The following is an 18,151-nucleotide window of genomic DNA, read 5'->3' on the forward strand; positions in this document are numbered from 1 at the left end:
CCGGCGACGTCCCCGCGGGCAGAATGCCCCTATGCGCATCGACCTCGCGACGGCCCCCGGCAACCCGGAACGCCCCAACGAGGACTGGCTATCAGCCGCGACGCCTGCCGCGGGCGGCGGAGTCCTGGTCGCCCTGGACGGGGTCACCCCGCCGCCCGGGGGCGTCGGCTGCGCGCACGGAGTGCCGTGGTTCACGGCCCGACTCGGGGGCCGATTGACCGAACTGTCCGGATCGAGGCGGGACATGCCGCTGGACCGGATCCTGGCGGAGTCCATCCGGGACACGGCCGACATCCACCGCGGGACGTGTGACCTTTCTCACGTGCGCACCCCGCAGGCGACCGTGGTGGTCGTCCGCTGGGACGAGGCGTACGTGGAGCACCTCGTCCTCTCGGACTCCGTCCTCCTCTTGGAGGCGCCGGACGGCGCGGTGACCGCGGTGCTGGACGACCGGCTGGACCGGCTCCCGCGCGAGGCGCTGCGCACCCGGGCGTCGGCGGACGCGCTGCGCAACGCGGAGGGCGGCTTCTTCACGGCAGCCGCGGATCCGGCGGTGGCGGCCCGGGCGGTGACCGGGCGCAGCCCGCGCGGGGAGGTGCGGGCGGTGGCCGCGCTGACGGACGGGGCGAGCCGGTGGACGGACACCTTCGGGGAGGGCGACTGGGCGCAGTGCCTGGCGGTGCTGCGCAAGGAGGGGGCGCAGGGGCTGATCGGCCGGGTGCGGGCGCTGGAGACGGACCCGGCGCGCCCGCAGGGCCGCGGCAAGCGGCACGACGACGCCTCGGCGGTGTTCGCGGAGCTGTAGCCCGGCGGCGGGCGTGTGCGCCGGGCGACTGGGCGTGTGCGCCGGGCAACGGGCAGCGGGCAGCGGGCAGCGGGCAGGAACAGCGGCGCGCAGCGGCCGAACGGGCGGGCGGCCGCTGCGCGGGGCTACTCCTCGCCCTGGTTGAGCTGGTTCAGGAGCCGGGCCAGCTCCGCGACCTCGCCGCGGTCCCAGTCGGCGAGCTTGCGCATGTACCGCTCGCGCCGGGCGCCGCGGACCCGCAGGAACCGCTCGCGGCCCTCCTCGGTGAGCCCGACCAGGAAGGCCCTGCCGTCCGCGGGGTCCGGCTCGCGGGCGATCAGGCCGAGCACCTCCAGGGCCCGCAGCTGCCGGCTCATGGTGGCCTTGCCGACGCCGAAGTAGGCGGCGAGGTCGGTGGCCCGCTGGCGGCCGGCGGCCTCCAGCCGTACCAGCAGCCCGTACGCGGCGGGCTCCAGCTCGGGGTGCAGGGCGCGGGCCATCTCCCCGGAGGAGGCGCGGGCCCGCCGGAGGAAGACGGAAAGCTCCCGCTCCAGGGCAAGGAACTCCTGGTCTTCGCTGCCGTGCACGTGCCGCTCCTGTCCGTGTGTCAGGCACCCCCTGTGCCGATCACCTCCAGTATTTCGCAGAGCGTGCGGCGCAGACCCGGGGCCCCGCCGGAGCGGGGTCCCGGGCCGGGCGGGGGTGTCCGGACCGACCCTGTGGGGCCTCTAAGCGGCCGGCTCAGGCGCCCGGTTCAGGCGATGCCAGGCTCAGGCGCCCGGCTCAGGCCGCCGCGCTGACGGATACGGTCCGCGCCTCGGAGAGGGCCAGCTCCAGCACCTGGCGCACGTCCGTCACCGGGTGCACCTCCAGCCGCTCCAGCACCTCGGACGGGACGTCGTCCAGGTCGGCCTCGTTCCGCTTCGGGATGATGACGGTGGTCAGGCCGGCCCGGTGCGCGGCGAGCAGTTTCTGCTTGACCCCGCCGATCGGCAGCACCCGCCCGGTGAGGGAGACCTCGCCGGTCATCGCCACGTCCGTGCGGACCTGACGGCCGGAGAGCAGCGAGGCCAGTGCGGTCGTCATCGTGATGCCGGCGCTCGGGCCGTCCTTGGGGACGGCTCCCGCCGGGAAGTGGATGTGCACGCCCCGTTCCTTCAGGTCGGCGACCGGAAGCTCCAGCTCCGCGCCGTGCGAGCGCAGGAAGCTCAGCGCGATCTGCGCCGACTCCTTCATCACGTCGCCCAGCTGGCCGGTCAGGGTGAGCCCCGCGGCGCCGGTCTCCGGGTCGGCGAGGGAGGCCTCGACGAAGAGCACGTCGCCGCCCGCGCCGGTCACCGCGAGGCCGGTGGCGACCCCGGGAACGGCCGTGCGCCGCTCGGCCGGGTCCTGTGCGGACTCCGGCACGTGGTGCGGCCGCCCGATGAGCGCCCGCAGGTCGGCGGCGCCGATGCGCAGCGGCAGCTCGCGCTCGCCCAGCTCGTGCTGCGAGGCCACCTTGCGCAGCAGCCGGGCGATGGACCGCTCCAGGGTGCGTACGCCGGCCTCGCGGGTGTACTCGCCGGCCAGCTTGCGCAGGGCCTCCTCCTCCAGGACGACCTCGTCCGCACCCAGGCCGGCGCGCTCCAGCTGGCGCGGCAGCAGGTGGTCGCGGGCGATGACGACCTTCTCGTCCTCCGTGTACCCGTCGAGGCGGACGATCTCCATCCGGTCGGCGAGCGCCTCCGGGATGGCCTCCAGCACGTTTGCGGTGGCCAGGAAGACGACGTCGCTCAGGTCGAGCTCCACCTCCAGGTAGTGGTCGCGGAAGGTGTGGTTCTGCGCCGGGTCCAGGACCTCCAGCAGGGCGGCGGCCGGGTCCCCGCGGAAGTCGGAGCCGACCTTGTCGATCTCGTCGAGGAGCACGACCGGGTTCATGGACCCGGCCTCCTTGATGGCGCGGACGATGCGGCCGGGCAGCGCGCCGACGTAGGTGCGCCGGTGGCCGCGGATCTCGGCCTCGTCGCGTACGCCGCCGAGCGCGACGCGGACGAACGTACGGCCCATGGCGTGCGCGACGGACTCGCCGAGGGAGGTCTTGCCGACGCCGGGCGGGCCGACGAGGGCGAGGACGGCCCCGCCGCGCCGGCCGCCGACGACGCCCATGCCGCGGTCGGAGCGGCGCTTGCGGACGGCGAGGTACTCGGTGATGCGGTCCTTGACGTCGTCCAGCCCTGCGTGTTCGGCGTCGAGGACGGCGCGGGCGCCGGTGATGTCGTAGGCGTCCTCGGTGCGCTCGTTCCAGGGCAGTTCGAGGATCGTGTCGAGCCAGGTGCGGATCCAGGAGCCCTCCGGGGACTGGTCGCTGGACCGCTCCAGCTTGTCGACCTCCTTGAGCGCGGCCTCCCGCACCTTCTCGGGGAGGTCGGCGGCCTCGACCCGGGCCCGGTAGTCGTCGGAGGCCTCCCCCTCCTTCTCCCCGTTCAGCTCGCGCAGTTCCTTGCGGACGGCCTCCAGCTGACGCCGCAGCAGGAACTCGCGCTGCTGCTTGTCGACGCCGTCCTGCACGTCCTTGGCGATGGACTCGGCCACGTCCTGCTCGGCGAGGTGGTCGCGCAGCCATGTGATGGCCAGCTTGAGGCGGGCGACGGGGTCGGCGGTCTCCAGCAGCTCGACCTTCTGGGCCACCGTCAGGAAGGGCGAGTAGCCGGAGTTGTCGGCGAGGGCGGAGACCCCCTCGATCTGCTGGATGCGGTCCACGACCTGCCAGGCGCCCCGCTTCTTGAGCCAGCTGGTGGCGAGGGCCTTGTACTCCTTGACGAGCTCGGCGACGGATCCGGGCAGCGGGTCGGCGAGCCGCTCGTCGACACTCTCGCCCTCGACCCAGAGCGCGGCGCCGGGCCCGGTGGTCCCGGCCCCGATGCGGACGCGGCCGATGCCGCGGATGAGCGCGCCGGGATCGCCGTCGGAGAGCCGGCCCACCTGCTCGACGGTCCCCAGCACACCGGTGCCGGCGTACTTCCCGTCGACGCGCGGTACGAGCAGCACCCGGGGCTTCCCGCTGCGGACCGCCGCCTGGGCGGCCTCGACGGCGCCCCGCACCTCGGCGTCGGTCAGGTCCAGCGGCACGACCATGCCGGGCAGCACGACCTCGTCGTCGAGCGGCAGCACGGGCAGGGTGAGCTTTACGGACGTCGAAGCCATGATCTTCCCTCCGGCAGTGAAGTTGAGTTATGCCGACTCAATGCATGTGCGCCTCCCAGTGTTCCCCAACTGCCGTTCGCCTCCGGCGAACACGCCAGGCGCCGGTGCCGCCCTCCAGCATCCGGACACGAGCAGGACTGGAACGTACGTTCGCTTCACGCCTGCCGAATTCGAGCGCGCAGTCCGCGCCCCGGAGTGGGCCGAGGAGTTCGTCCACGAGCTGGTGGATGCGCCGCCGGGCGCTCGCGGCCCTGGGAGCGGCGTGAACCGCTGGACCGGGTGACCGGGCACCACCAGGCGCTCGTCCCCTGCTTCCGGGCGGCCGTCCGCGGCGGGCACGCCGTCCTGATGTGGATCGGCTGACCGCCGCGCGCCGCATCGGCCGGTGCCCCGTCAGCTCGCCGACGCGACGCGGATGTTGCCCGAGGAGGTCCGGACCGAGAGGCGGGACGGGGCGGCCGGGTCCGCGGGGACGGAGACCTCCCTCCGGCCCGAGTCGGTGCTCGCCTCGACCCGGTACGGGGCCGCGGGCAGGCGCAGGGTGACATCGCCCGAGCTGGTCTCGGCCGACACCGAGCCGGGCCCCTTCGCGAACTCCAGGCTGACGTCTCCCGAGGAGGCGGCGGCGTCGGCGCTCGCCCCGGTCAGGCCGGCCGCGGTGACCGAGCCCGAGGCGGTGCGCACCCGCAGCGGGCCGGTGACGCCCTCGGCCCGGACGTCGCCGGACGAGGACGTGAGCTCGGCGGCCGCCACCCCGGTCACGGTGATGCGGCCGCTACTGCTGGCCAGCTTCACCGTCGCGGTGGCCGGGACCTCGAGGCGCCAGTCGGTGTAGCAGCTGCCGAAGGAGCAGCCGTCCGTGAGGACGAGGCGGCCCTGCGACAGCTGCCGGCCGGGCACCGGTTCCGTGCCGCCGCGGTAGTGGACGGTGCGGTGGATCCGGACACCGGGGCCGGTGCCGGGGACCACCTCCACGGAGCCGCGCCGGGTGTCCGGCACCTCCACCGCGGTGACCGCCTCGGCGACCTCGTCGTCGGCCGACACCGTCGTCAGGCGGTCTTCGAGCACGCATGCGGACAGGAGCAGGGCGCCGGCCGAGGCGGCGAGCGCCGCGCGGACGGACCGGGACGGGATGCGGTGGGATGCCATGCCCCCGACTCTGCCGGGGGAGGCTGCCGCGGGCCGATAGTGCCGGTACCCGGATCCGGGGTGGGGATATCCCCCGGTCCGCCAGCCCCGGCCCCCGGTCAGCCGGCCCCGGACCCGCGGTGCGCCGGCCTCGGAAAGTCCGCCGGCCCCGGCCCCCGGTCAGTCGGCCCGGACCCGCGGTGCGCCGGCCTCGGAACCCCGGTCAGCCGACCCCGGATTCCCGGTCCGCCGGCCCCGGCCCCCGGACCCGCGGTGCGCCGGGCCCGGGACCGCTGCCCCGGGCCCACGCGGCTGGTCCCTCCCCGCCCGCCGGTCAGAGGCCGACGGCGCCGTCGATGCGCTCGCGCAGCAGGTCGGCGTGGCCGTTGTGGCGGGCGTACTCCTCGATCATGTGGACCAGCACCCAGCGCAGGGACACCCGCCCGCGCCACGCGTCCTCGCCCTCCGCGTCGAGGTCGGGCGCGGCCGCGGTGAACGCCCGGGCGAACGCCACCTCGGCACGCCAGGCCTGCCACGCCTCCTCCGCGGCCCCGGCGGTACCGGGGCCGGGCCGGCCCGCCCCGGCGAAGTCGAAGTCGCCGTCCGGGTCCGCCGCCGAGGAGTACAGCGCCGGCGCCTCCTGCCCGGCCAGGACCTGCCGGAACCAGCGCCGTTCCACGTCGGCGAGGTGCCGGACGAGGCCGAGCAGCGAGAGCGTGGACGGCTCGACCGACCGCAGGGCCAGCTCCCCGTCCAGCCCGGCACACTTCAGCTCCAGTGTCGCGCGCTGCGCCTCCAGCACGCCGGTGAGGATGCTCCGCTCGTCGCCGGTCGCCGGCCCGCCGAAGCGCCGCTCGGAGGCGTCGCCGCGGAACAGCTCGGCCCGGCGGCCCGTCACGGCGGGCAGCTCCGGGCGCATGGCCCAGTCCGTCCACGAGCCGTCGTACACCGCGAGGGTGTCGGACGGGTATCCGGCGAGGACGGCCCCGAGCGCGAGGACGCAGGCCGTCACCCCCGACCCGCAGCTGAAGTACAGCCGCTCCCGGCCCCCTGCCAACGCCCGGAAGGCGTCCCGGAGTTCCCCGGCGGGCCGCATCAGGCCGCCCTCCCCCAGCAGCTCCCCGAACGGCAGGTTGACCGCCCCCGGCATGTGGCCCCCTCGCAGCCCCGGCCGCGGCTCCGGGGCGGTGCCGGCGAAGCGCTCCCGGGTCCGGGCGTCGAGCACGGCCGCGGCCGGGTCGGCGAGGGCCGCGGCGACGGTGCCGCTGTCCACCAGGAGCCCGGCGCGGGGGCGGGCCGTGAAGGAGCCGCGCGGGCCCTCGTACGCGGGCGCGGTCTCCTCGACGGGCAGCCCGGCGGCTGTCCAGGCCGGCAGGCCGCCGTCGAGGACGGCCGCCCGGTCGAAACCCATGGCGCGCAGCATCCACCAGGCGCGGGCGCTGGAGTAGATGCCGGCCCCGTCATAGACGACGACGGTGCTGGTGTCGTCGATGCCGAGGCCGCGCACGGCCTCGGCGAACGCTGCGGCGCCGGGCATGGTGTGCGGGGCGGGGGCGTCGTGGTCGGACAGGGCGCCGTCGAGGTCGAAGGGGCGGGCGCCCGGGATCCGGCGGGCGGCGCCGCGGTGGGCGCCGACGGAGGCGTCGAGGACGACCAGGCCGGGCGTGCCGAGGCGGGCGGCCAGCCAGTCCGCCCCGACGAGGGGCCCGGCCGCCTCCGGAGCCGCACCCGTGGCCGTACCCGTGCCCGTGGCGGCGTGCGTCTTCGTGTTCCCGGTCATGCGGTGCGTCCCCCCGGAGCCTCGTGCGACGTTGACGGCCCCCATCCTGCCCGGCCGGCCTCAGTGGCATCCGCCGGGGCGGGCCCGGACCGCGATCCGGGCCCTCGCGCCGCGTCCACGGCCAGGAGCAGTCCGTGCACGATCAGGTGGTACGGCCCGTCCACCGCGTCCACCTGCCCGAGGAGCTCGACCAGGCCGCCCAGCGGGCGGTGGGCCACCTGCCGGGTCACGGACTCGTCGCGTCACGTGCTGCCGCTGCGGCCCAGGCTCCGCAGGCCGAGGAGGAGCGCGAGGAGCTCGAGGAGCGGCGGCGGGCGGCGGTGCGGATGTCGTCCTCCGGGTGCTTTACGGGCGGGACGGACTCCATACTCGGGGTCGGCACTCGGGGTCGGCCCGAAATCCTGCGGAGGTGGGGCGTGCGCGCGGTACGAGCGGTGGCGGCGGTGCTGCTGGGTACGGCGGCCCTGGCCGGGTGCGATGCGGGCGGGGCGGAGGCGCCCGCCTCCAGCCCTCCGGCCGGCTCGGCGCAGCCGGGCACCACGGGCACGGCGGGCACCACGGGGACCACGCCGACCGCGTCGAACGCCCTGACCCCGGCCGGCCCGGCGCCGTCCGGGACGGGTGCTCCCGCGACGCCGGGCCCGACGGCCCCGTCTGCGGCCCCCTCCCCCGGGCCGTCGTCCGCGGCCGAGCGTCTGGTCGCGGTGACCCGCAGCGGCGGTTTCGCCGGGCTGACGACGAGCGTTCTGGTCAAGGGCGACGGCTCGTGGACCCGGCTGGACGGGAAGGCCCGGCAGACCGGCTCCGGGAAGCTGTCGCCGGAGGGGCTCGCGAAGCTGCGGGCCGCGCTGGCGGCGGCGGACTTCCCCCGTCTGCCCCGGGTCGCGACGGGCGGCCCGACCGTCTACGACGGGTTCACGTACGCCTTCGTGCACGGCGGCTACGAGGTCGCCGCCAAGGACGGGTCGATCCCGCCGGGCCTGGCGGACGTCCTGTCGGCGCTGCCCTCCTTCGAGGCCCGCTGAGCCGGGGCCCGCCGAGCCCGGCCGCGACCCTTCCCCCGGCGGCGCCGACGGCCCTCCGGGGCAGCCTCCGGTGATCCTTCCACGCAGCCTCCGACGGTCCTCCGGGGCAGGCTCAGGGCGGGCTCCGCAGCACCCGGCATGGCCGCCCATATCCCCATTCCGACCGCAATCGGAACCAATGCCTCCGCCAGTTTCGCTGTCCGAACCCCGCATAGCCGCAGGCCGGTGGCTCCTCTACGCTGCACCCCATCACGCGGATCTCCAGGGGCGGGACATGGAACAGACACACACCACCCACACCGGCGGCGCCGCGGCCACCCCCGGCGCTCAGCGGCGCGTGCTCGTGGTCGAGGACGACCGCACCATCGCCGACGCCATCACGGCCCGGCTGCGCGCCGAGGGCTTCCAGGTGCAGGCCGCCCACGACGGGCCGGCAGCCGTGGCGGCGGCCGAGGGCTGGCAGCCCGAGCTGCTGGTCCTCGATGTGATGCTGCCCGGCTTCGACGGCCTGGAGGTGTGCCGCCGGGTCCAGGCCCAGCGGCCGGTGCCGGTGCTGATGCTCACCGCGCGCGACGACGAGACGGACATGCTGGTCGGCCTCGGGGTCGGGGCCGACGACTACATGACCAAGCCGTTCTCGATGCGCGAGCTGGCGGCCCGGGTCCACGTCCTGCTGCGGCGCGTGGAGCGCGCCACGCTGGCCGCGCACGCCCCGCGCGGGGCCACCCTGCGCCTGGGGGACCTGGAGATCGACCACGCGCAGCGCCGGGTCCGGGTGCAGGCGGAGGACGTCCACCTGACGCCGACCGAGTTCGACCTGCTCGTCTGCCTGGCCGGCACCCCGCGGGCGGTCCTCTCGCGCGAGCAGCTGCTGGCCGAGGTGTGGGACTGGGCCGACGCCTCCGGGACCCGTACCGTCGACAGCCACATCAAGGCCCTGCGCCGGAAGATCGGGGCGGAGCGGATCCGTACGGTCCACGGCGTGGGGTACGCCCTGGAGACCCCGGCGCAGGCGTGAGCGGCGGACGCCCCGGTCCGGGACGCGGCGTCGGCCGCTCCGGTGGAGCCGGTGCCCGCGCCGGCGCCCGGGCCGGGGGCCTCCGCCCGTTCTCGCCATTCTCGATCAAGACCAAGCTGGGCACGCTGGTCGTGGTCTCGGTGTTCATCACCACCGGGCTGCTGCTGGTGGCCCTGCGCACGGACACCGAGCTCCGCTTCATCACGGTGTTCTCGGTGATCGCGTCCATGCTGATCACCCAGTTCGTGGCGCACGGCCTGACGGCCCCGCTGGACGACATGACCCGGGTGGCCCGGGCGATCTCCCACGGGGACTACACCCGCCGGGTCCGCGGGGCCGGCCGCCGCGACGAGCTCGGCGACCTGGCCTCCACGATCAACCTGATGGCGGACGACCTGGAGGCCGTGGACCGGCACCGCCGGGAGCTGGTCGCCAACGTCTCGCACGAGCTGCGCACGCCGATCGCGGCCCTGCGCGCGGTGCTGGAGAACGTGGTCGACGGGGTCTCGGAGGCCGATCCGGAGACCATGCGGACGATGCTGAAGCAGACCGAGCGGCTGGGGCGGCTGGTGGAGACGCTGCTGGACCTGTCCCGGGTGGACAACGGGGTGGTCCCGCTGAAGGCCCGCCGCTTCGAGGTGTGGCCGTACCTGTCGGGGGTGCTCAAGGAGTCCGGCCTGGCGGCCGCGGGCCGGCCGGGGCTGGCCTCGGGCTCCGGCGGGCACACCCGCAACGACGTGCACCTGCACCTGGACGTGTTCCCGTCGGGGCTGACGGCGTACGCGGACGCCGAGCGCCTGCACCAGGTGGTGGCGAACCTGATCGACAACGCGGTCAAGCACAGCCCCGCGCTCGGCCGGGTCACGGTCCGCGCCCGGGCCGGGGAGACCCCCGGCAGCCTGGTGCTGGAGGTGGTGGACGAGGGGCCCGGGATCCCCGAGGCAGAGCGGCACCGGGTCTTCGAGCGGTTCAACCGGGGCAGCGCGAACAGCGGCGACGGGGGCACCGGGCTGGGCCTGGCGATCGCCCGCTGGGCGGTGGAGCTGCACGGCGGCCGGATCCGCGTGGCCGAATCGTCACGCGGCTGCCGCATTCTCGTCACGCTTCCGGGCAGCCCGACGGCGCCGCATTGACGTAGGGTTCGACTGGGAAGGACATGATCTCGGCCACACGTGCCCGAGGTCCGTCAGGGGTGCGAAGCCAGGGGGTCGCAACCCCGGTAGCGCATACCCGAACCCCGTTGGTTTCCCGCCATTCAGAGTGGCGAAACCCGCCGTTCGGTGTGACCTACGTGACGTAAGTCCCGCCCGGTCTGCATCTCCCCGCCCGGGAGGCGTAGCCTTTATTCCCGCTGTCCATACCTTGTGAAGCGGAAGAGGGCGGTTGCCGCCGTGTCGCCACAGTCCCCGAGTAACCCGAGCACCACGACCGAAGCAGCAGAGGGCGGGAAGAACCCTGCCTCAGGCTTCGGCGCCAATGAGTGGCTCGTCGACGAGATCTACCAGCAGTACCTCCAGGACCCGAATTCGGTCGACCGGGCCTGGTGGGACTTCTTCGCCGACTACAAGCCGGGGGGCGCGACCGCTCCCGCCAAGGCCGACGAGCCGGTGAAGACCCCGACGGATGGCGCCTCCGCACAGGCCGCCACCGCCGCCACCGAAGCCCCGCAGGTCTCCGACGCCGCCGCCACGGGGGCGGCGGGCGCCGCGCCGACCTCTTCGCCTGTGTCAGCTCCTGCCCCTGCTCCTGCCACTCCCTCTGGTGCCCCTGCTGTGACTGTCACCTCCCAGGCCCCGGCCGCCGCTCCGGCCGCGCCTGCCCCTCAGGCTCCGGCCGCCGCCCCCGTCGCCGCCCGCAAGGCCGCGCCCGCCACCGAGGCCCCGGCGGGCCCCGAGCTGGTGACGCTCCGCGGCCCGGCCGCCGCGGTGGCGAAGAACATGAACGCCTCCCTCGAGATGCCGACGGCCACCTCGGTCCGCGCTGTCCCGGTGAAGCTGCTGTTCGACAACCGGATCGTCATCAACAACCACCTGAAGCGGGCCCGGGGCGGGAAGATCTCCTTCACCCACCTCATCGGCTACGCGATGGTCCAGGCCATCAAGGCCATGCCGTCGATGAACTACTCCTACGCGGAGAAGGACGGCAAGCCGACCCTGGTCAAGCCGGAGCACGTCAACTTCGGCCTCGCGATCGACCTGGTCAAGCCGAACGGCGACCGCCAGCTCGTCGTCGCCGGCATCAAGAAGGCCGAGACCCTCAACTTCTTCGAGTTCTGGCAGGCCTACGAGGACATCGTCCGCCGCGCCCGCGTCGGCAAGCTGACGATGGACGACTTCACCGGCGTCACGGTCTCCCTGACCAACCCGGGCGGCCTGGGCACCGTCCACTCCGTGCCGCGCCTGATGCCCGGCCAGTCGGTCATCATGGGCGTCGGCTCCATGGACTACCCGGCCGAGTTCCAGGGCACCTCCCAGGACACCCTGAACAAGCTGGGCGTCTCCAAGGTCATGACCCTGACCTCGACCTACGACCACCGGGTCATCCAGGGCGCGGCCTCCGGCGAGTTCCTGCGCATCGTCTCCAACCTGCTGCTCGGCGAGGACGGCTTCTACGACCGCGTCTTCGAGTCGCTGCGGATCCCGTACGAGCCGGTCCGCTGGATGCGCGACATCGACGCCAGCCACGACGACGACGTCACGAAGGCCGCCCGCGTCTTCGAGCTGATCCACTCCTACCGGGTCCGCGGCCACGTCATGGCCGACACCGACCCGCTGGAGTACAAGCAGCGCAAGCACCCCGACCTGGACATCACCGAGCACGGCCTCACCCTGTGGGACCTGGAGCGCGAGTTCGCGGTCGGCGGCTTCGCCGGCAAGTCGATGATGAAGCTGCGCGACATCCTCGGCGTGCTGCGCGACTCGTACTGCCGCACCACCGGCGTCGAGTTCATGCACATCCAGGACCCGAAGCAGCGCCGCTGGATCCAGGACCGCATCGAGCGCCCGCACTCCAAGCCGGAGCGCGAGGAGCAACTGCGCGTCCTGCGCCGCCTGAACGCGGCCGAGGCCTTCGAGACCTTCCTGCAGACCAAGTACGTCGGCCAGAAGCGCTTCTCGCTGGAGGGCGGCGAGTCCGTCATCCCGCTGCTCGACGCGGTCATCGACTCCGCGGCCGAGGCCCGCCTCGAAGAGGTCGTCATCGGCATGGCCCACCGCGGCCGCCTGAACGTCCTGGCGAACATCGTCGGCAAGTCGTACGCGCAGATCTTCCGCGAGTTCGAGGGCAACCTCGACCCGAAGTCGATGCACGGCTCCGGCGACGTGAAGTACCACCTGGGCGCCGAGGGCACCTTCACTGGCCTCGACGGCGAGCAGATCAAGGTCTCGCTCGTCGCGAACCCGTCCCACCTGGAGGCCGTCGACCCGGTCCTCGAGGGTGTCGCCCGCGCCAAGCAGGACATCATCAACAAGGGCGGCACGGACTTCACCGTCCTGCCGGTCGCCCTGCACGGTGACGCGGCCTTCGCCGGCCAGGGTGTCGTCGCCGAGACCCTGAACATGTCGCAGCTGCGCGGCTACCGCACCGGCGGCACCGTCCACGTCGTGATCAACAACCAGGTCGGCTTCACCGCCGCCCCGGAGTCCTCGCGTTCCTCCATGTACGCGACCGACGTGGCCCGCATGATCGAGGCACCGATCTTCCACGTGAACGGCGACGACCCGGAGGCCGTGGTCCGCGTCGCGCGGCTCGCCTTCGAGTTCCGCCAGGCGTTCAACAAGGACGTGGTCATCGACCTCATCTGCTACCGCCGCCGCGGCCACAACGAGTCGGACAACCCGGCCTTCACCCAGCCGCTGATGTACGACCTGATCGACAAGAAGCGCTCGGTGCGCAAGCTGTACACCGAGTCCCTCATCGGTCGCGGCGACATCACCCTGGAAGAGGCCGAGCAGGCGCTCCAGGACTTCCAGGGCCAGCTGGAGAAGGTCTTCGCGGAGGTCCGCGAGGCCGCCACGCAGCCGGCGGCCGGCGCCCCCGCCCCGGTGGAGCAGGCCGAGTTCCCGGTCACCGTGGACACCGCCGTCTCCTTCGAGGTGGTCAAGCGGATCGCCGAGTCCCAGATCAACATCCCCGAGAGCCACACGGTCCACCCGCGTCTGCTGCCGCAGCTCCAGCGCCGCGCGTCGATGATCGACGACGGCACCATCGACTGGGGCATGGGCGAGACCCTCGCCTTCGGCTCGCTGCTGATGGAGGGCACCCCGGTCCGGCTGTCCGGCCAGGACTCCCGCCGCGGCACCTTCGGCCAGCGCCACGCGGTGCTGATCGACCGCGAGACCGGCGAGGGCTACACCCCGCTGCAGCACCTGGCGGAAGACCAGGCCCGCTACAACGTCTACGACTCGCTGCTCTCCGAGTACGCGGCGATGGGCTTCGAGTACGGCTACTCGCTGGCCCGCCCGGACGCGCTGGTCCTGTGGGAGGCCCAGTTCGGTGACTTCGTCAACGGCGCCCAGACCGTCGTCGACGAGTTCATCTCCTCGGCCGAGCAGAAGTGGGGCCAGACCTCCGGCGTCACCCTGCTGCTGCCGCACGGCTACGAGGGCCAGGGCCCGGACCACAGCTCGGCCCGCCCGGAGCGGTTCCTCCAGCTGTGCGCCCAGAACAACATGACGGTCGCCATGCCGACGCTGCCGTCGAACTACTTCCACCTGCTGCGCTGGCAGGTCCACAACCCGCACCACAAGCCGCTGGTCGTCTTCACCCCGAAGTCGATGCTGCGTCTGAAGGCCGCGGCGTCGAAGGCGGACGAGTTCACGAGCGGCGGGTTCCGCCCGGTCATCGGCGACTCCACCGTCAACCCGGCCGAGGTCCGCAAGGTCGTGTTCTGCGCGGGCAAGGTCTACTACGACCTCGAGGCCGAGCGGGAGAAGCGCGGCATCACCGACACCGCCATCATCCGCATCGAGCGCCTGTACCCGCTGCCGGGCGCGGAGCTCCAGGCCGAGATCGCCAAGTACCCGAACGCGGCGAAGTACATCTGGGCCCAGGAGGAGCCGGCGAACCAGGGTGCCTGGCCGTTCATCGCGCTCAACCTGATCGACCACCTCGACCTGGCGGTCGGCGCGGACATCCCGGCCGGCGAGCGCCTGCGGCGCATCTCGCGTCCGCACGGCTCGTCCCCGGCCGTGGGTTCCGCCAAGCGGCACCAGGCCGAGCAGCAGCAGCTGCTCAACGAGGTCTTCGAGGCCTAGTCGCTGCGCCCGTCCGACCTGTGACGGCCGAAGGCCCGGTCCCCCGTGCGGGGGGCCGGGCCTTCGGCATGTCCGGCCGGGGCGTCAGACGAGGTGCTTGAAGGTGCCCCAGCCGTGGCCGATCTCCGCGCCGGCGTTCAGGCCGTTGCTCTTGCTCGTGTAGAGGAAGAGGTCGCCGGTGGAGCGGTTGACGGCGACCACGTCCGCGCGCCCGTCGCTGTTGATGTCGGTGAGCGTGAGCTTGCTCATCAGGTGGAAGCTGGTGCCGATCTGGATGCCGCTGCCGACCCCGCCGCCGGCCGTGCCCGGGTAGAGGTAGAGGACGCCGGTGTCCTCGCGGCTCGCGACGATGTCCGCCCGCCCGTCACCGTTGAAGTCGCCCGCGGACAGGTTGGTCATCTGCGACCAGCCGCTGCCGATCTGCTTGGTGAACGCCACCCCGCTGCCGTTGCCCGTGTAGAGGTTGAGGGTCGCGTCGGCCTTGTTCACCGCGACGATGTCGGCCTTGCCGTCACCGGTGAAGTCGCCGGCCGCCAGCTGCTCAATGCCGGTCCAGCCGTGCCCGATCTCGGTGGTGGACTTGAACCCGCCCTCGCCGTTGCCCTGGTAGAGGAACAGCTCGCCGGTGGACTGCTTGGTGGCGACCAGGTCGCCGTCGCCGTCGCCGTTGAAGTCGGCCGCGGCGACCTTGTCCATGGCGCCCCAGCCGCCGCCGACCTCCCGGGTGAAGGCGACGCCGTTGGAGCCGTTGCCCGAGTACAGGCGCAGCGTGCCGGCGGAGTCCACGCCCAGCAGGTCGTCCTTGAAGTCGCCCGTGTAGTCGTGGTCGCGGGTGGTGGAGACGTCCTCGACGATGTTCTTGTAGCGGTACGGCAGGTAGGAGCCCGAGTTGCTGAAGTAGGAGTACGGGATCGTGCGGCGCACGGCGTGCGGCGGGGTCTGCTCGATGCCGACGTACGAGGTCATCGAGGAGTCCGTCCAGCGCTCGAACAGGACGACGTGGGAGCCGCTCACCGGGTTCGCGGAGTTGTGGAAGAGGAGCATGTCGCCCTTCTTCAGCTCGCTCTTGGAGATCCGCGTGGCGTAGGTGTCGAGGTTGCCGGTCCAGGCGTTGGTGCCGAGGTTCCAGGCCATCGAGACCAGGCCGGAGCAGTCCGTGCGGTAGCCGTCGCGGTAGGCGCCCTGGTTGTACGGGACCTGGGCGTCGACCCAGGTCTTCGCCCGGGCGATGACCGCGCTGCGGGTGATGGGCGCGCCGGCGGCGGGGGCGGCCAGGGGGTGTGCGGAGAAGGCGCTGAGCTGGGTGCCGGTCTGGAGGGGGCCGGGCTCGCCCTGGGGGCGCTCGGTGTCCTCGGCGGCGGTGGCCGCGGCCGGCGCGGGGGCGGCGGCCGGGGCTGCGGGGGCGGCCGTGGCGGTGGCGGTGAGGGTGCCGAGGACGGTGGCGGAGGCGAGGGCGGCGGCGAGGACGGCGGTGCGCGAGATTCTGATCATGGACATGATGAACTACTCCGTGGGGCGGATCGAGGCCGGGAAGCGGTGGTGACCGCCGCCCTCCGGGCGGGCCGGGGGCGGGGGCCGGAGCGTGCGGGCTCGCCCGGTCGGGGACAACTGCCCTGCAGGTGCAGTTGTGGGGGGCGAGCGGGCCGGCTACTGCCAGCCGAAGTCGTTCTTCGGGGCGGCGGTGACGCTCTGCCAGCCGAAGTCCTCGGGACCGAGGTCGGCGGCCTGGGCTGCGGAAGCGCCGATGAACAGGGATCCGGCGGCGAGGGCGGTGACCGCGGCGGCCTTGGCGATACGGACGACGTTCATGGCGGTGTACCTTTCGGCAGGCGTGGCTGTGGACGGATCCGGCCCGCATCCCGCGGTGACGTGGCGCCGGTGTTGCCTGCCGGGCTGTGTCCCCTGCTGGCGAGAACTACTTTCGCCGCAGGCCAGAGGCGCTGGAAGGGCTTTCCGATGGCCCCAACGGGCCATGTCCCAATGGGGCCAGCAGGGGCGCTTCCGCCCTCAGCAGCGACCAGCCGGCCATGCCGGCGTGCTCCTGCAGCAGGCGCCTGCAGACCCCGGCCGCCCGCCCCTCGGCCTCGCGCAGGGACGGCGCCACGAGGAACAGCCCCAGCACCGGGTGGGGTTCGGCGTGCGGATGGGCGCAGACGTGCTCGACGCCTTCGCCGGACCGCGCGAGGGCGAGGGCCCGGCGGGCCGCATCGGCCGGGAGGATGCCGCCGGCGGGCGCCCGGAGCTGGGCATGAATCAGATACATGGTTCCGAGCCTGGCAATCCGGGAGCTTCCCAACCAGGCTTCCCGGCTGGCCCCTTGGGGCTCTGGACGGAAGCGGCCAACCGCCCTTCCGGCACTCGGCGCCCCGTTTCGGCCATGCGATGATCAAGAGCGAGGATCACGCATCGGGGGGATGTGCATGCTGACCCTTTTGGGTTTCGACAGAACGACGGAAGCCGTCTACCGGGCGATGCTGGCGCATCCCGGCGACGGCGTGGCCGGCCTCTGCGCCCGCCTGGACCTGCCCGAGGAAGCCGTTCGCTCCGGCCTCGACCAGCTGAGCGAACTGGCCCTGGTACGGCCCTCGTACGAGGAGCCCGGCCGCCTGCGGGCGGTCAGCCCCGATGTGGGCATGGAGCTGCTGCTCGCCCGGCAGCAGGCCGAACTCGCCGCCCAGCAGCAGCGGATCGAGGCGTCCCGGGCCGCCGCCGCCCAGCTCATCTCCGAGTACGCGGACCTGCAGCCGGCGGCCTCCGAGCCCGGCGTCGAGCACCTGGTCGGGCTCGACCGGATCCGCGAGCGCCTGACCCTGCTGCACCGCGAGGTCGAGCACGAGGTCATGGTCTTCGCCCCGGACGGCGAGCAGACCCCGGAGAACCTGGAGGCCTCCCGGCCGCTGGACGAGGCCCTGCTCCGGCGGGGGATCCGGATGCGCACGGTCTATCTGGACAGCGTCCGCAACAGCCCGCACACCGTCGCCTACGCGGAATGGCTGGGCGAGCTCGGCCGGCAGGCGCGGACCGCCCCGACCCTGCCCATCCGGATGATCATCACCGACCGGAGCACCGCCGTCATCCCGGTCAACAGCGAGGACACCGCGGCCGGCGCGGTGGTGCTCACGGGGCACGGCACCCTGACCGCCCTCTGCGCACTGTTCGAGAGCGTGTGGGAGGCGGCGAAGCCGTTCGGCGAGAAGGCACACCGGGACGACGAGAGCGGCCTGACCGACACCGAGTCGACCACGCTGAAACTGCTGGCGGACGGGTTCACCGACGAGGCCATCGCCAAGCGGCTGGGAGTCTCGCACCGGACGGCCCGCCGCGTCGCGACGGGCCTGATGGAACGCCTGGGGGCGCGCAGCCGCTTCGAAGCGGGCGTTCGCGCCGTCCGGCGGGGCTGGCTGGTCTAGCGTCCGCCTGCCCCCGGGTTCCGGCCGGGCGGCATCCCGCCTCGGCCGGCGCCCGGGCCGGCCAGGCCGGCCGGGCCGGGTCAGCCGAGTTCGGTCATGCCGCTCCAGCCGGAGCCGATCTTGTCGCCGGTCCCGGCTTTGAAGCCGCCGCTGCCGTTGCCCGCGTAGAGGTGCAGGTGCCGGCCGCGGTGTTGCGGACCACGATGTCGTTCTTGCCGCCGTTGTCGAAGTCGCCGACGCCCGTGAGCTGGTCGAAGGCGGAGAAGTTGTTCCCGACCACCGCTCCGGTGCCGGCCTTGAAGCCGCCGGAGCCGCTGCCCGCGTACAGGTGGATGTCGGAGGTGGCCGCGGCCTTGGCCAGAACGTCCGACGTGCCGTCCCCGTCGAAGTCGTGGGAGAAGCCGGGCTCGGAGCCGCAGTTGTTGCAGTGCGGGACGCCGCGGCGTCTCCACCCGGGCTCGGGTGGCGCCGCCCGCGCGGCGTGGTCTCACTCTCTCCGCAGGTCAGGGGGTGTGTGAAGGGTTCACGGCGGGCCTGAAGGGTCCATGGCCGCTTTCAGCCGGCAGGC

13 protein-coding genes and 1 pseudogene are annotated in these 18,151 nt (G+C 73.5%); 6 read left to right on the top strand and 8 right to left on the bottom strand.

Annotated elements, in window-relative coordinates:
* The first annotated feature begins 31 nt into the window (after positions 1-31).
* Positions 32-805: a protein phosphatase 2C domain-containing protein gene (locus AC068A_RS14255; RefSeq protein ID WP_478584690.1), complete on the top strand. Its 774-nt coding sequence runs from the start codon at positions 32-34 to the stop codon at positions 803-805.
* A gap of 125 nt (positions 806-930) precedes the next feature.
* On the opposite strand, the gene AC068A_RS14260 is transcribed toward AC068A_RS14255, so the two are convergent.
* The 5 genes and pseudogenes from AC068A_RS14260 to AC068A_RS14280 all read right to left on the bottom strand — a co-directional run.
* Positions 931-1,395: a MarR family winged helix-turn-helix transcriptional regulator gene (locus AC068A_RS14260; RefSeq protein ID WP_478584735.1), complete on the bottom strand. Its 465-nt coding sequence runs from the start codon at positions 1,393-1,395 to the stop codon at positions 931-933.
* A 172-nt stretch (positions 1,396-1,567) separates the two neighbouring features.
* Positions 1,568-3,967, bottom strand: coding sequence for an endopeptidase La (lon, locus tag AC068A_RS14265; RefSeq protein WP_478584692.1), 2,400 nt, complete (start codon positions 3,965-3,967; stop codon positions 1,568-1,570).
* Between the two features lie 393 nt (positions 3,968-4,360).
* Positions 4,361-5,116 carry a DUF4097 family beta strand repeat-containing protein gene (locus AC068A_RS14270; RefSeq protein WP_478584694.1) on the bottom strand — a complete coding sequence of 252 codons (756 nt, stop codon included), beginning with the start codon at positions 5,114-5,116 and terminating at the stop codon, positions 4,361-4,363.
* Between the two features lie 313 nt (positions 5,117-5,429).
* Complete coding sequence (locus AC068A_RS14275) at positions 5,430-6,002, bottom strand: DinB family protein (RefSeq protein ID WP_478584737.1); 573 nt, start codon at positions 6,000-6,002, stop codon at positions 5,430-5,432.
* Positions 5,985-6,875 (bottom strand): annotated as a pseudogene (locus AC068A_RS14280) (sulfurtransferase); the annotation flags it as partial. The pseudogene AC068A_RS14280 and the gene AC068A_RS14275, both read right to left, overlap by 18 nt.
* A gap of 134 nt (positions 6,876-7,009) precedes the next feature.
* Between AC068A_RS14280 and AC068A_RS14285 the strand changes: the two are divergent.
* The 4 genes from AC068A_RS14285 to AC068A_RS14300 all read left to right on the top strand — a co-directional run bounded on the left by AC068A_RS14285 (position 7,010) and on the right by AC068A_RS14300 (position 14,173).
* Positions 7,010-7,900 carry a hypothetical protein gene (locus tag AC068A_RS14285; protein WP_478584696.1) on the top strand — a complete coding sequence of 297 codons (891 nt, stop codon included), beginning with the start codon at positions 7,010-7,012 and terminating at the stop codon, positions 7,898-7,900.
* A 274-nt stretch (positions 7,901-8,174) separates the two neighbouring features.
* Positions 8,175-8,918 carry a response regulator transcription factor gene (locus AC068A_RS14290; RefSeq protein ID WP_478584698.1) on the top strand — a complete coding sequence of 248 codons (744 nt, stop codon included), beginning with the start codon at positions 8,175-8,177 and terminating at the stop codon, positions 8,916-8,918.
* Between the two features lie 104 nt (positions 8,919-9,022).
* Positions 9,023-10,051, top strand: a complete 1,029-nt coding sequence (locus tag AC068A_RS14295; protein WP_478584739.1) for a HAMP domain-containing sensor histidine kinase — start codon at positions 9,023-9,025, stop codon at positions 10,049-10,051.
* Between the two features lie 258 nt (positions 10,052-10,309).
* Positions 10,310-14,173, top strand: coding sequence for a multifunctional oxoglutarate decarboxylase/oxoglutarate dehydrogenase thiamine pyrophosphate-binding subunit/dihydrolipoyllysine-residue succinyltransferase subunit (locus AC068A_RS14300; RefSeq protein WP_478584700.1), 3,864 nt, complete (start codon positions 10,310-10,312; stop codon positions 14,171-14,173).
* An 84-nt stretch (positions 14,174-14,257) separates the two neighbouring features.
* On the opposite strand, the gene AC068A_RS14305 is transcribed toward AC068A_RS14300, so the two are convergent.
* The 3 genes from AC068A_RS14305 to AC068A_RS14315 form a co-directional block, all read right to left on the bottom strand.
* Complete coding sequence (locus AC068A_RS14305) at positions 14,258-15,670, bottom strand: FG-GAP repeat domain-containing protein (RefSeq protein ID WP_478584701.1); 1,413 nt, start codon at positions 15,668-15,670, stop codon at positions 14,258-14,260.
* A 150-nt stretch (positions 15,671-15,820) separates the two neighbouring features.
* Positions 15,821-15,982, bottom strand: a complete 162-nt coding sequence (locus AC068A_RS14310; RefSeq protein ID WP_478584703.1) for a hypothetical protein — start codon at positions 15,980-15,982, stop codon at positions 15,821-15,823.
* A gap of 106 nt (positions 15,983-16,088) precedes the next feature.
* Positions 16,089-16,436, bottom strand: coding sequence for a hypothetical protein (locus AC068A_RS14315; protein ID WP_478584705.1), 348 nt, complete (start codon positions 16,434-16,436; stop codon positions 16,089-16,091).
* Positions 16,437-16,593: 157 nt separating this feature from the next.
* Here AC068A_RS14315 and AC068A_RS14320 point away from each other — a divergent pair, with 157 nt between their 5' ends.
* Positions 16,594-17,583, top strand: coding sequence for a LuxR C-terminal-related transcriptional regulator (locus AC068A_RS14320; RefSeq protein WP_478584706.1), 990 nt, complete (start codon positions 16,594-16,596; stop codon positions 17,581-17,583).
* The last annotated feature ends 568 nt before the right edge of the window (positions 17,584-18,151 follow it).

Source organism: Streptomyces sp. NPDC043854 (assembly GCF_056436005.1).